The sequence below is a fragment of the Amycolatopsis oliviviridis genome (assembly GCF_014654365.1).
In the GTDB taxonomy this organism is placed as follows: domain Bacteria; phylum Actinomycetota; class Actinomycetes; order Mycobacteriales; family Pseudonocardiaceae; genus Amycolatopsis; species Amycolatopsis oliviviridis.
On the sequence record NZ_BNAY01000005.1, the window covers coordinates 602,101 to 615,323 of the forward strand.

General features: G+C 68.2%; 10 protein-coding genes. 6 read left to right on the forward strand and 4 right to left on the reverse strand.

What is annotated here, in order from left to right:
• Nucleotides 1-122 precede the first annotated feature (122 nt).
• From IE302_RS24555 to IE302_RS24580, 6 genes are all read left to right on the forward strand, one after another.
• Nucleotides 123-3,095, forward strand: a complete 2,973-nt coding sequence (locus IE302_RS24555; protein WP_191256810.1) for a patatin-like protein — start codon at nt 123-125, stop codon at nt 3,093-3,095.
• A 223-nt stretch (nt 3,096-3,318) separates the two neighbouring features.
• Nucleotides 3,319-3,810 (forward strand): diaminobutyrate acetyltransferase, encoded by a 492-nt coding sequence (ectA, locus tag IE302_RS24560; protein ID WP_191256811.1) that lies wholly within the window; start codon nt 3,319-3,321, stop codon nt 3,808-3,810.
• A 38-nt stretch (nt 3,811-3,848) separates the two neighbouring features.
• On the forward strand, nt 3,849-5,099 hold the full coding sequence (ectB, locus tag IE302_RS24565; RefSeq protein ID WP_191256812.1) for a diaminobutyrate--2-oxoglutarate transaminase: 1,251 nt from the start codon (nt 3,849-3,851) through the stop codon (nt 5,097-5,099).
• 44 nt (nt 5,100-5,143) lie between these two features.
• Nucleotides 5,144-5,533 (forward strand): ectoine synthase, encoded by a 390-nt coding sequence (locus IE302_RS24570; RefSeq protein WP_191256813.1) that lies wholly within the window; start codon nt 5,144-5,146, stop codon nt 5,531-5,533.
• Between the two features lie 24 nt (nt 5,534-5,557).
• Nucleotides 5,558-6,457 (forward strand): ectoine hydroxylase, encoded by a 900-nt coding sequence (gene thpD, locus IE302_RS24575; protein ID WP_191256814.1) that lies wholly within the window; start codon nt 5,558-5,560, stop codon nt 6,455-6,457.
• 988 nt (nt 6,458-7,445) lie between these two features.
• Nucleotides 7,446-10,235, forward strand: coding sequence for an AfsR/SARP family transcriptional regulator (locus IE302_RS24580; RefSeq protein WP_191256815.1), 2,790 nt, complete (start codon nt 7,446-7,448; stop codon nt 10,233-10,235).
• A gap of 277 nt (nt 10,236-10,512) precedes the next feature.
• On the opposite strand, the gene IE302_RS24585 is transcribed toward IE302_RS24580, so the two are convergent.
• The 4 genes from IE302_RS24585 to IE302_RS24600 all read right to left on the reverse strand — a co-directional run bounded on the left by IE302_RS24585 (nt 10,513) and on the right by IE302_RS24600 (nt 13,216).
• Complete coding sequence (locus IE302_RS24585; RefSeq protein WP_191256816.1) at nt 10,513-11,163, reverse strand: DUF4190 domain-containing protein; 651 nt, start codon at nt 11,161-11,163, stop codon at nt 10,513-10,515.
• Nucleotides 11,164-11,325: 162 nt separating this feature from the next.
• Nucleotides 11,326-12,210: a hypothetical protein gene (locus tag IE302_RS24590; protein WP_093936499.1), complete on the reverse strand. Its 885-nt coding sequence runs from the start codon at nt 12,208-12,210 to the stop codon at nt 11,326-11,328.
• The gene (locus IE302_RS24595; protein ID WP_093936498.1) at nt 12,207-12,683 is read right to left on the reverse strand and encodes a DUF6932 family protein; all 477 of its coding nucleotides are present in this window, start codon (nt 12,681-12,683) and stop codon (nt 12,207-12,209) included. Before IE302_RS24595 ends, IE302_RS24590 begins: the two co-directional genes overlap by 4 nt.
• 92 nt (nt 12,684-12,775) lie before the next feature.
• The gene (locus IE302_RS24600) at nt 12,776-13,216 is read right to left on the reverse strand and encodes a hypothetical protein (RefSeq protein ID WP_191256817.1); all 441 of its coding nucleotides are present in this window, start codon (nt 13,214-13,216) and stop codon (nt 12,776-12,778) included.
• Nucleotides 13,217-13,223 lie beyond the last annotated feature (7 nt).

Genomic DNA, 13,223 nt, shown 5'->3' on the forward strand with positions numbered 1-13,223 from the left:
GACGAAACGCGGGAAGGTGAAATTGCCCTTACGGGTGAACGAATTTCGGCACCAACGGCGGTACACCGGTTCCCCCGTCCGGTCTACAGTGCTCGTGCACTTAAGCCTTGGGGAGGGCGCACATGGCCGACGCGGGGAGCCCGTGGCCGCAGGAGATCCGGCTGGCGATGACCATGGTGGGCGGGGCGAGCCTCGCGGTCTGGATGGGCGGGGTCGCCACCGAGACCTCGCATCTGCTCCAGGCGTCGAGAGCGCCGGAATCCGAAGGGCCGTACCGGGCCCTGCTCGATCTGCTCAACGCCACCGTCTCGCTCGACGTGCTCACCGGCACGAGCGCGGGCGGCATCAACGCGGCCTGTCTCGGGCTGGCGGAGGCGTTCCGATCGAGTCCGCAGGTACTGCGCGACACGTGGATCAGCACGGGATCGCTCGACAACCTGATCCGCGATCCCGGTGAGAAGGAACCGCGCTCGCTGCTCGACGGCGACAAAGTCCTGCTGGGGGACCTGAAGGACGCGCTGCACCGGATCACCGACAAGGCGACGGTGAAACCCGACTGTCCCGACATCACCGTGCTGCTCACCGGCACGATGATCGACGGCGAGACGACCAGGTTCGACGACGCGCTCGGGAACCTGGTGCGGGACACCGAACATCGCCTGCTCTTCCGTTTCGACGGTCCGTTGTGGACGGATGACGTGGTGGGACCGCTCGCGCTCGCGGCCCGGTCCACCGCGTCGTTCCCCGGCGCGTTCGAACTCTCGCGGATGCCGATCGGCGAGAAGACCGGGCCGCTGCATCCGGACATGACCAAGTACACCGACGTCTCGCGGTCGCATTGGCTCACCGACGGCGGTGTGCTGTTGAACAAGCCGTTGCGCCCGGCGCTGCGGGAGATTTTCGAACGGCAGTCGCATTCGGACGTCCGGCGCCTGCTGCTGTACGTGGTGCCGACGGCGGAACGCGAAGCCGAGCGGCTCGAGGTCGATCCGGAACGGCCGCCGTTGCTCGGCAGCGCGATGAGCAAGGTCGTCGGCACCGTGCTGAGCCAGACGATCAGCGCCGAACTCGAAGACCTGACCCGGCACAACGACGCTGTCGTCCGCACCAGGGGGACCCGCGTTTCCCTTGCCGCGATGGGGGTTCGCGGTGGTCCGGACACCTTGGTCGACCAGCGGCTGATGAACGACTACCGCGACAGGCGGGTCCAGGAGGACGCCACCGCGCTGGTCCGCGAGGCGACCCGCAGGCTTTCACTGTCCGATGTGGAGGATCAGGGGCGCCAGTGGGCGTCCGGTACGGCGGCGCAGCTGCGCGCGGCCGCGGCGGCGGGACTGCGTGACGGCCTGCCCGCCGAACCGCCGGAGGACACCTGCGAACTCGACGATCTGATCGCCTTCCGCACCACCGCGCTCGACGATTCCGTCGCGACCGGCCTGCAACTGGTGAACGCCGGCTTCCGGCTGGACCCGTCGCCGGAGCAGGCGGCCCAGCTCAACCGGTGCCGGGTGCTGCTCCACGAAGCCCGGCACAAAGCCGCCCGGGGCAACCGGATCGCGGGCTGGGTCACCCAGCAGGAGCCGCCGAAGTCCGAGGACACGCTGGCGGCCTGGATCGAGGGGCTCGCCAGGAAATGGGCCGGGCTCGGCCGGTCGGACACGCTGAAGGAGGCGTGGCCGCGGGTGGTCGCCGCGCTCCGGCAGGCGACGCCGATCCTTTTGCCGCTGGCGCAAGGGAAACCCGACACCGAGGCCGCCGACACGGTCAGCACCCTGCTGGCGTGGACGGGGCTCACGTCCGACGACGAGAGCGCCGGTGACGCGGTCGTCTCCTCGCGTCTGGTCCGGCTGCACATCGCGACGCGGGGGCTGCTGGCGCAACCGCCGTCGGTCGATCAGCGCGTCGACCTCGTCCAGGTGAGCGCCGATTCCCGGACGCTGCTGGACATGAAACGACGCCGGTCGTGGAGCAAGCTCACCGGTATGCAGGCCGACTACTTCGGCGCGTTCTACAAGGCGTCCTGGCGCGCCAACGACTGGATGTGGGGCCGGGTCGACGGCGCGGGCTGGCTGGTCCAGTGCCTGCTCGACCCGAAACGCCTGCGGCTGCTGCGCGACGTCGTCGGGCGGGAGGCGTTCCGGACACAGGTGCGGGACACTTTCACGAAGATCGGCTGGCGCCGCCCCGGGACGGAAGACGGGCTGTCCCAAGAGGAAGCGGACGCCCTGTGCGCGCAACTGGCCGAGGAGCTGGCTTTCCTCGGCCTCGACGGCGAACTCGCCGACGTGGAAGGCGAAGCCGCACTTCCGATCAGCATGCCGGTGACGGCGATGGTGCTCGCGCGGGTCCGGCAGCTGGAGATCGCGCGCGAGGAACTGCCCTGCGTCGGCCTCCACAGCGGACACGACGCGAAAACGGCCAAGGGGAACGGGAAACCGTCGGAACGGTTCAGGAAACTCGTCGAGAACGAGCCGGAAACTGACGAACAGACCCAGCGCGCGTTCCAGGCCTGCCAGGTCTCCGGTGAGCGGTTCGAACACGAACGCGGGACCATGCTGCTGACGAAGACGCTGGTCAAGGCGGGTGCCGCCGGGCTCAACGCGGCCGCGGGGGCCACCAGGGTGCCGAAATCGGTCCAGCCCGCCGCGACCTTCGCCCAGGCCGCCGGGCGCAGCGCCTGGTGGATCACGCGCGGCGCGGCCGCCTTGCCGTCGCCGTGGAACGTGCTCGTCGCGCTGATCACCGTGCTGGCCGGTTTCGTCATCGGCGGACAGGGCGGCCCCGTCCTGCAGTGGGTCGGCGTCCCGGTGGCCGCGGGCGCCGTGGTGTTCCTGGTGGTCAGCCTGATGACGTTGCGCAAGACGTGGCGGATGGTGCTCACGGTGCTGGCCGTGCTGGTGGGAGCGGCCCTGCTGTTCGCCGCCTTTCTGCCACCGGTCCGTGACCCGCTGTTCGGCTGGCTCGGCGACGTCGTCGCGGGGTGGCGGCGCGGCGAGGCGCCGGTCTGGTGGCTGATCGTCTGCCTGCTGCTCGTGCTGCCCGCTGTCTGGACGCCGCTCGGTTCGCTCACCCGTCGCAGGCGAGGTCGTAAATAGCGGAATCGAGCCCCGAATCGCGCCCTGACCGTGCGACGAAGTGGTAACGGTTGGTATCGTCACATGCAGTGAGACCGCGTCGAAGCGGCCTTACCCACGCGTGCTGCGTTTCAAACGTTACCGTTACCTTTGTCACGTGTGTTTCGGGGTTGTTGCAGGTAGCCGCGTTGCCGCCGCCGCGCTGATCTGACCGCGCCCGAATCCTCCGGTACGTTTCTTGAACATGTCCGGAAAGCACTTGATCGAAAATCCGACCAAGGCAGACGGTGCCGCGCTCTGGAGAATCGCCCGCGATTCGAAGAAGCTCGATCTCAACACGCCTTATGCCTATTTGCTGTGGTGCCACGATTTCGCAGACACCTCGGTCGTCGCGAAAGTCGACGGCGAGCCGGTCGGGTTCGTGATCGGGTATCGGAAGCAGGACACCGGCTTCGTCTGGCAGGTCGCGGTCGACGCGTCCCAGCGCGGAAAAGGGCTGGCCGGGGCACTGCTCGACGATCTGTTCGGCAGGCTCGCCGCCCAGGGTGTGCGGTACCTCGAAACGACGATCACCCCGGACAACGAGGCTTCGATCCGGTTGTTCGCCTCGTTCGCCAAGCGATGGGACGCCACCTTGGAACGCCAGGATCTGTTCTCCGCGACGGATTTCCCGGCCGAGGAAGGAACGCATGAGCAGGAGGACCTGTACCGAATCGGTCCGCTCAGCAACAACTAGGACGTAAAACCGGGGATCCCAGGGAGAAAGAAAACGTGATGAGTATTTTCGAGGAACTCGAATCCGAAGTACGCAGTTACAGCCGTGGCTGGCCCGTGGTGTTCGACCGGGCCCAGGGCAGCTACCTGTACGACGAAGACGGCAAGGCCTATCTCGACTTCTTCGCCGGTGCGGGCGCGCTCAACTACGGGCACAACAACCCGGCGCTCAAGCGGGCCCTGATCGACTACATCGCCCGTGACGGCGTCACGCACGCGCTCGACATGTTCACCGTGGCCAAGCGGGACTTCCTGGAGACGTTGCAGGAGAAGATCCTCCGGCCGCGCGACCTCGACTACAAGGTCGTCTTCCCCGGCCCCGGTGGCGCGAACGCGGTCGAGGCCGCGCTGAAGCTCGCGCGCAAGGTGACCGGCAAGGAATCGGTCATCAACTTCACCAACGCCTTCCACGGGATGACACTGGGCGCCCTTTCGGTGACCGGCAACTCGATGAAGCGCGGCGGCGCCGGTGTCCCGCTGGTGCACGCCACGCCGATGCCGTACGACAACTACTTCGACGGCTCCATCCCGGACTTCCTCTACTTCGAGAAGCTGCTCGAAGACTCCGGCAGCGGCCTGAACGAGCCCGCCGCCGTCATCGTCGAGGGCGTCCAGGGCGAGGGCGGCATCAACGCCGCGCGCATCGAATGGCTCAAGGCGCTGGACGACCTGTGCAAGAAGCACGGCATCCTGCTGATCCTCGACGACGTCCAGATGGGCTGCGGCCGCACCGGCCCGTTCTTCAGCTTCGAGGACGCGGGCATCAAGCCCGACATCGTCTGCCTGTCGAAGTCCATCGGCGGCTACGGCATCCCGATGGCGCTGACGCTGATCCGCCCCGACCTCGACGTCTGGGAGCCGGGCGAGCACAACGGCACCTTCCGCGGCATCAGCCCGGCCTTCGTCACCGCGACCGAGGCGCTGCGCGTCTACTGGAGCGACGACGAGCTGGAGAAGTCGACCAAGGCCAAGGGCGAGCGCATCGCCGCCGCCTTCCAGGGCATCGTCGAGGCGTACCCGGACGCGAACCTGTTCGCGAAGGGCCGCGGCCTGGCCCGCGGCATCGAGTTCGCCAACGGCGACCTCGCGGGCAAGGTCTGCGCCGCCGCGTTCGAGCGCGGGCTCCTGATGGAGACCTCCGGCCCCGACGGCGAGGTCATGAAGGTGCTCCCGCCGCTCACCCTGACCGAGGACGAGCTCACGAAGGGCCTGTCGATCATCGACGAGGCCGTCGCCACCGTCCTCAGCTGACCCGAACCGACCGCCCACAACCAAGAACGCGAAGGAGTTTTCCGTTGCTTGTCAGAACTCTCGACGAGATCACCGACACCGACGCCGACATCAAAACCCCGAACTGGCGCAGCAAACGCATCATCCTCGCCAAGGAGGGTGTCGGATTCTCGGTGCACGAGACCACGCTCTACGCCGGGACGGTCAACGACTTCTGGTACGCGAACCACATCGAAGCGGTCTTCATCACCTCCGGTGAGGGAGAGCTCGAAAACACCGCGACCGGCGAGGTCTTCCAGCTGAAGCCGGGCACGTTGTACCTGCTCAACGACCACGACAAGCACCAGGTCCGGCCCCGGACCGAGATCAAGTGCGTCTGCGTGTTCAACCCGCCCGTCACCGGCCGTGAGGTCCACGACGAGAACGGCGTGTACCCGCTCGTAACCGAACCCTAGGAATCGCTCGAGGAGGCGACCGCTTTGACGCTGACCGACACCCGAGTCGACGACAGTTACCCGACCCGCATCACGGGTAAGCCCGAACACCTGCCCAGGACGCACCCCACCGTCTGGGGCGGCGAGGCCGACGGACCGCTCGACGCGGCCACCCTCGCCAACCACGAGACCCGTGGTTACACCGTCGTCGACCAGTTGTTGTCGCCTGGCGAGATCCAGACGTACTGGCAGGAACTCGTGCGGATGTCGTCGGGGGACCACCGCGACGACGAGCGCGTCATCACCGAAGCCAAGACCGGTGAGGTCCGCTCCATCTTCGACGTCCACGAGACCAGCGAACTGATCGCGGAACTCGTCCGCGATCCGCGCGTGCTCGACCGCGCCCGGCAGATCCTCGGCTCCGAGGTGTACATCCACCAGAGCCGCGTGAACTACATGCCCGGCTTCAAGGGCACCGGGTTCTACTGGCACTCGGACTTCGAGACCTGGCACGCCGAGGACGGCATGCCGGCGCCGCGGGCGGTCAGCTGCTCCATCGCGCTCACCGACAACTACCCGTTCAACGGCGGGCTGATGGTGATGCCGGGATCGCAGCGGACCTTCGTCCAATGCGCCGGGCAAACCCCCGAGGACAACTACAAGAGTTCACTGAAAGAGCAGCGAGTCGGCGTTCCCAGTGAGGATGACATCACCAAACTCGCCGCCGAATACGGAATCGACCAATTCACCGGACAGGCCGGTTCCGCGCTCTGGTTCGATTCGAATGTGATGCACGGTTCCTCGAACAACATCACGCCGTACCCGAGGTCGAACATCTTCGTCGTGTTCAACAGCGTCGAGAACGCGCTGCAGGAGCCGTACTCGGCGATCGAACGCCGCCCCGCGTTCATCGCCGGTCGCGACTCGACCCCGCTCACGCGCTGACGAAACCGCAGGTAGCGAAGGCCATACCGGGGCGCCTGTAGCCACCAGTGTGCGCCCTGTTACGTTGTCGCCACGTGAGCGGGCCAGTGGGCTCGCTCACGTAGGTGTTGTCGACGGTCGAACGGGTTCTTCGCTCGGGGTGAGCCCACCCGGACGGACGTGGACGCCGATGTCCGGTGTGGGTCGCGCCCCCAGGCGGCCCAAATCGGACATCCCCCGGCTCCGTGCCATCAGATCGGGACTGATGGCACGGAGCCTTTTATTTTTCCGCGCGCTGACGAAGACGTTTCGCAGGGCGCTGGACCGAAGATCGCCGGCGGTTGACAGGTGAGGGCGCCCTACAAAACGTCTTCGTGGGCCTTCGGCCCGAAAGAGGGCGCGCGGGGTGAAGTCTCACCGTCGCGCTGGCGCGCTTCCGGGGAGACGGTCCGCCGGTTCCATGCCCAAGTGCGGCAGGTGGGCGGGCGCCAGTACCGCGCCGGTCCAGGTGGTCGTGAGTGGTGAGTGTCGTTCTAACGTCACTTGCCACTCACGACCAACCCGGCCGTGCGGGGTCCTGTGCGGTCGGTCCGTGAAGGGCCCCTTGCCTACCCTGAAGGTAGTGAAGGAGGCCTTCGCGGACTCGGTATCGCCACGTTCGCCACAGGCGCACCAGAGGTTACAGAGAGAGCGCGGGAAGGCCCCCTTTCCTCGGCTCAGCCGAGTGAAGGGGGCCTTCGCGGACAGCCAAGAAGGACTGCGGAGATGGGCCCTCGGTCCAGGTGGTCGTGAGTGGTGAGTGTCGTTCTAACGTCACTTGCCACTCACGACCAACCCGACCGAGCTGGGTCCGCGCCGGCCCGCGAAACCGTGACGACTTTGGTCATTTTCGGTTGGTCGCTTCTGCCCTGCTATGTCTCTCTTTCCTCGTGTTTTCTGGTTGGCGGCGTCTTCGCGCGGTAGGTTGGCTACTCCGGTAAGGGGAGAGATCGGAGGAGGGGTGCTTGCCATGGGCGAAAACGGTTCCCCTGCCCGTTTCCAGCTCCTCGGTCCCGTACGCCTCCTCGACGGCGGACGGCCGGTACCCGTCGGCGGCCCCGGCGTCCGCGGCCTGCTCGCGCTGCTGGCGCTGAAGGTCAACAAGGTCGTCGCGCTCGACGAGATCATCGACGCGCTCTGGGGTCACGACCCGCCCGCCACCGCCCGCACCATCGTCCACGGCAACGTCTCCCATCTGCGGCGCGTGCTGCGCGACATCCAGGGCGACCATCCGCGCGGCGCCCGGATCCTCACCGCCCCGCCCGGCTACCAGCTCACCGTCGAACCCGGCCGGATCGACGTCCACCGCGCCCGGTCGCTGCTCGACCGGGCTTCCACGGAAGACCCGGAGAAGGCGTCCGAGCTGCTCGCCGAGGCGCTCGCGCTCTGGCAGGGACCCGCGCTGGCCGGGGTGCCGGGTTCGGTCCGCGCCCCCGAACTGGAGGATCTGCGGCTCGCCGTCCACGGCGCCCGGGTCGACGCGGACCTCGAACTAGGCAGGCACGCGGAACTGATCGTCGAACTCAGCCCGCTGGTCCGGGCGGCCCCGCTCGCCGAGCGCACGGCCGGACAGCTGATGCGCGCGCTCTACCACGCCGGGCGCCGCGGCGACGCGCTGGAGCTCTACCGCACGGTGTCCCGGGCGACGCTGCGGACCCTCGGCGTCGAACCCGGCGCGGACCTGCGCTGGCTGCACGAACGCGTCCTGAACGACGACCTGCCGGTCAAGGTCGTCGAGGAGGCGAAGGCCGACACGACACCCGTGCAGCAGCTGCCGCCGGCCGTGCCGAGCCTCGCCGGACGCGAGGCCGATCTGGCCTGGCTCGACGAACTCGCCGAGCGGGCCGAAGCGGGCGAGACCGCGGTCGGCGTCGTCACCGGAACCGCCGGGATCGGCAAGAGCAGCCTGGTGGTGTGGTGGGCGCATCGCGCCGCCCGCCGCTTTCCCGACGGCATCCTTTTCGCCTCACTGCGGGGTTTCGACCCGCATCACCCGCCGCTGGAGCCCGCCGATCTGCTCACCCAGTTCCTGCTCGGGCTCGGCGTACCCGCCGAGGGCGTCCCGGAGCAGGTCCACGAACGCGTCGCGCTCTATCGCTCGATGATCGCCGGCCGCCGGATGCTGGTGATCCTCGACAACGCCCGCTCAGCCGAACAGGTCCGGCCGCTGCTGCCGCCCGGTTCGCGGTCGATGACGCTGGTGACCAGCCGGTCGCGGCTCGACGGGCTCGCCGTGTCCAACGCGGCCAAACTGCGTGTCCTCGGCACGCTCGCGCCCGGCGACGCCGTCCGGCTGATCGAGGAACTCGCCGGACCCGCGGGCTTCGACCTCAACCACGCGCTCGCCCGGCTCTGCGGCTATCTCCCGCTGGCGCTGCGGATCGCGGGTGCCCGGCTCGCCGCGAGCGCGCAGTGGTCCGCACAGGACCTGGTCGACGAACTCGGCAACGAACGCACCAGGCTGGCCGCGCTCGACGTCGAGGGACCGGACGACGGGGTCCGCGCCGCGTTCGACGTTTCGTTCCGCGGGCTGCCGTCCGAGGTCGCGAACACGTTCCTGCGGCTCGGTGTCGTCCCGGTCGTCTCGGCCGGTTCCCATCTGACGGCCGCGGTCGCCGGGATCACCGTCGCCGAGGCGCGGCGGCATCTGCGGGTGCTCACGGCGCACAACCTGCTCTCAGAAACCGGCCGCGACTCTTTCGTCCCGCACGACCTCGTCCGCTTGTTCCTGCGCGAGCTGGCGGAGAACGAGCTCGACGAGAACGACCGGCAGGACGTGCTGACCCTGTCCGTGCGGTACTACCAGGCCGTCGCCGACCGGGCCCGGCGGAAGATGCTGCGGATCGTCGATCCCCTCGACTTCACCGGTGTGCTGACCGACGCGCAGACCCCGCCGCTGAGCTCCTTCACCGAGGCGCAGGACTGGTTCACCGCGGAATGGGAGAACCTCGTCGAAGTCCTCGAAGCGGCCGGTGCCGGCGGACGCCACGACGACGTCTGGCGGCTGGCCAGGGTCGCGCACACCTACCGCGCGGTGTACCCGCTGCTGGACGAATGGACGAGGCTGGTCGAGATCGGGCTGGAGGCCGCCGAGCGGGCCGGTGACGTCCTCGGCCGGTGCTGGATGCTGATCTCCCGCTGCGCGATCGCGCTCACCTTCGAACTGCCGCAGGGCTGCCTGGCCGACGCCGAACTCGCGCTGGAACTCGCGAGCGCGATCGGGGACAACCGGCTGGTGGTCTCGGCGAACATCCACCTCGGCTCCGCGCTGACCCTGCTGGGGCGGCACGACGACGCCATCAGGACGTTGCGGCAGGCGGTCGAGGAGACCGACCGGACCGGCGACCTCGAACTGCGCGGCCAGGCGCTCAACAACTGCGCGGAGGCCGAAAAACGGGCCGGACGGTTCATCGAGGCGATCGGCCACCAGGTCGCGTCGCTGGAGATCGACCGCACCCTCGGCGACGACAGCTACGTCGTCGTCTCGCTGAACAACCTCGCCGAGCTGAGCATGCGGATCGGCGAACTCGCCGCCGCCGAACACTACGTTTGGGAAGCCGTCGACCTGACGATCAGCCGCCGCTTCGTCCTCCAGGAAGGCGTGCTGCGGCTGACCCTGGGCAGGATCCTGCGGGCCGGGTCGGATGTGGACGGTGCCCGCGAGCAGTTCGCGATCGCGTTGAAAATCCTGGCGGACGCGAATCCGAAGCTCGCCGCCCTGGTCCGTGCGGAACTCACGGACCTCGGCGAAGGTCCGTGAGTGATCCTTAGCGGATTCTTAGTGGCCTCGCCGTTCACGCGCGTAGGGTCCCGTTCAGCGTCGATCGAGCCCTAGGGGAGGGGCGCGCGACAGGGATCGGCGCTCGGGCGGCCCGAAAGGGCCGTCTGAAGAGTCGCCAGGAGCGGCTCGTGGCGGTCCGGCCGGTGGAGGTGGGGGCGATACCGGCCGGCCGCCAGGCGGGAATCCGCCTTTCGTCCTCTGAATGCGGTACTTGCGCGTGCAACTACCGCATTCAGAGGACGAAACACGTCGAGGGTCAGCCGGTGCTCGCGGTGCACAGGGCGATGGTCTGGCCCTTGTTCTCCGCCACCTTCTGGCCGTTGACCAGGATCGTGCAGGAGATCTGGTTGCTGACCGACGCGTTCCGGGTGTCCGCGGTGACGGTGAGCAGGTAGTCGCCCGAGTTGAACGACGCCGTGCCGCGCCATTCGTCGGTACTGGCCGGGGTCGTCTCGCTCCGCTGGTCGTTGAGCGAACCGAACCGGACGGTCGCCCCGCCGGAAGCGCTGACGACGAACTCGACGGTGTTCTTGTCGCCGGCGACCGCCGGGATGTGCAGTCCCGACTGACCGGTAGCAAAGAAGTTGGTGTAGACCAGTAACCCGCCCGCGGCCAGCAAACCGGCGACGGAAAGCGCGAGGCCCGCGATCCCCATTCCCTTCTTGTCTGCTTCACCCTTCTTGATTTTGGTAAGACCGATCACGGAAAGAACCAAGCCGGTCACGGCGAGCGGCCACGCGGCTATCCCGGCGACCGGGACGAAGGCGACCCCGAGTGCCGCCAGTCCGACCAGGAAACCGGCGATGACCAGGCCGTTCTTGGGCTTCCGATGACGGGTTCCATGCGCGGCGAACCCAGGTCCGTAGCGGGTAGCCGGCGGGTGCGGGAGAGGTGGATCGGTCGGCATGCGTGCCCTTTCGGAGGCTTCCGTCCGAAGACGTTAACCCATCGTTCGGGGCAATGGCCGAAATTGTTACCTGCCGGAAAAAGTCATCATTCCACGATGATCATGCGGTCATCGATATTTTCTGACGGGAAATGTGGCATCACCGAAATATCGGAAACCCGATCACTGATCGAACAGGCTGACTTCCGGCGTGATCTCCAGCAGTTCGTGCACCGGGCGGCCGCGGCGGCCGTCGATGGTCGTGGTCCGCACGACACGCAGCCGGGCGGTCACCGGCCGGTCCAGGTTCTCCTTGATCTCGTCGAGCAGATCCGGCGCGACCGCGCCCTGGATCGTGCCGCCCGATTCGCGTTCGAGATAGAAGATCCGGCGCCGGGTGCGGACGCCGTCCAGCCTGCCGCTGACCGTCTCGTAGCCGACGGCCTCCCGCGACTCGCGCAGGCTCCCGGACAGGATCCGCGCCTGTTCGGTGGTCATGCTGCGGGTCAGCTCGTCGCCGGCCGTCGGGGTCAGCGCCATGCCGATCCCGGCGTGTTTGCTGACCGCGTTGACGATGTCGCTGACCGCGTTGCGGACGGTGTCGCGCTGCAGCAGCACCGCGTCCAGCGCGCCGTCGTCGGAACCGTTGGCGGGCAGGAAGTCGCACAGTTCCTTGACGGCGCGTTCGGACAGCGACTCGATCCCGTCGTGGATGAGCGCGTCGTCGAGCGCCGGTTCGGGGAAGCCGAAGAAGATCGCGTTGCCCGCCTGGCCGCGCTGGATCAGCGGGGCCTTCTCGCGGTCCGCCGGCTGGACGAAGGTCACCTCGCCCGACGGGTTGCGGATGATGTGCCCGATCTTCGCCGTCGCGTCCTGCAGCGCGCGGCTGATGTCCGAGAACGTGTACGCGTCGAGATGCGACTCGCCGATCACGGACACGCGAAGCAGCGGAGAGCGCGACGTCCGCTCGAACTTCGCGTACGCGGCCATCGCCGAAGCGCGGGCGAGGTCGTCGAGCCAGGTGCCGCCGGGAATCTCGTCGGCGATACGCCGGAATTCGTTCCTCACCAGATCACTTCCGGAATCCCTCTGCCACCGGCTGCCCACACTTCCTCCCAGATCTCCTCGTCGCCGGGGCGGCAGAGGAAGCCGTCGAGCATGCCGCCGACGGGCTGGACCTGGTCGAGATACATGGCGGGCTGGCCGACGATGACCCCGCGCAGCGTCAACAGTCCGTACAGTGCCGAGCGGCCCGCGTCGTCGAGCCGTTTGAGCGCGCCCCATTCGTCCGGGATCAGCACCACGTCGAGCCCGAGCGGCGCGTGCGGGGTCCTGGCGGTCAGGCCGCCGCCGATCCACGCGCGGCCGGTCGGCATGATCCGCCGGGCGACCCCCAGGTAGCTGTTCAGCGCGCTGAACAGGATCTCCCGGTCGTTCTGATGCGGCGCGTCGAACACCAGCCGCTCGTAGACGTCGGCCAGGTCGGCGGGATGGCGGCCCGGAGGCAGCAGGTTGTGCGGCGTCCAATAGGGGAGCGCCAAATCGGAGCCTCCTTCGTGTGCCGGAGCTCCCGAACGAAGAAACGTACCCGGCGTCACGCTCACAGTGCGTAGCCGAATTTACCAGGCGAGTGTCAGCCGCTCTGCCCCGGCCGGTGCCCGGCGGGCGGCCAGTCCTCGTCGCTCGGCCAGACCGGCTCGGGTTCGTGCCCGCTCTCGCCGTTGCGGGCGGCGGGTTCGGGCTGCTCCGGGCGGTAGGCCCGTACCGGTTCCGGGGTCAGCTGACCCTCGCGGTGGCCCTCCGCCTCCTGGTCGTACGGCTCGTCGTCGTCCGGGATCCGCGCGGGCGGGAGGAACTGCGTCTGTTCGGACGAGAGCAGTTCGGGCACCGGCTCGGGATCGGGCTCGGCGTAGGCGACGGCGTCGACGGGGACGGCGCGTTCCGGCTCGCGGACGGCAGGCTCGGACGCGGTGCGCTCACTTCGTTCGCCGCGCATCAGCAGCCACGTGACCCCGCAGCCGAGGGCGAAGGAGATGAGCAGCCAGAGCCAGATCTGCCCGAAGAGCCAGAGCATTGAGCCA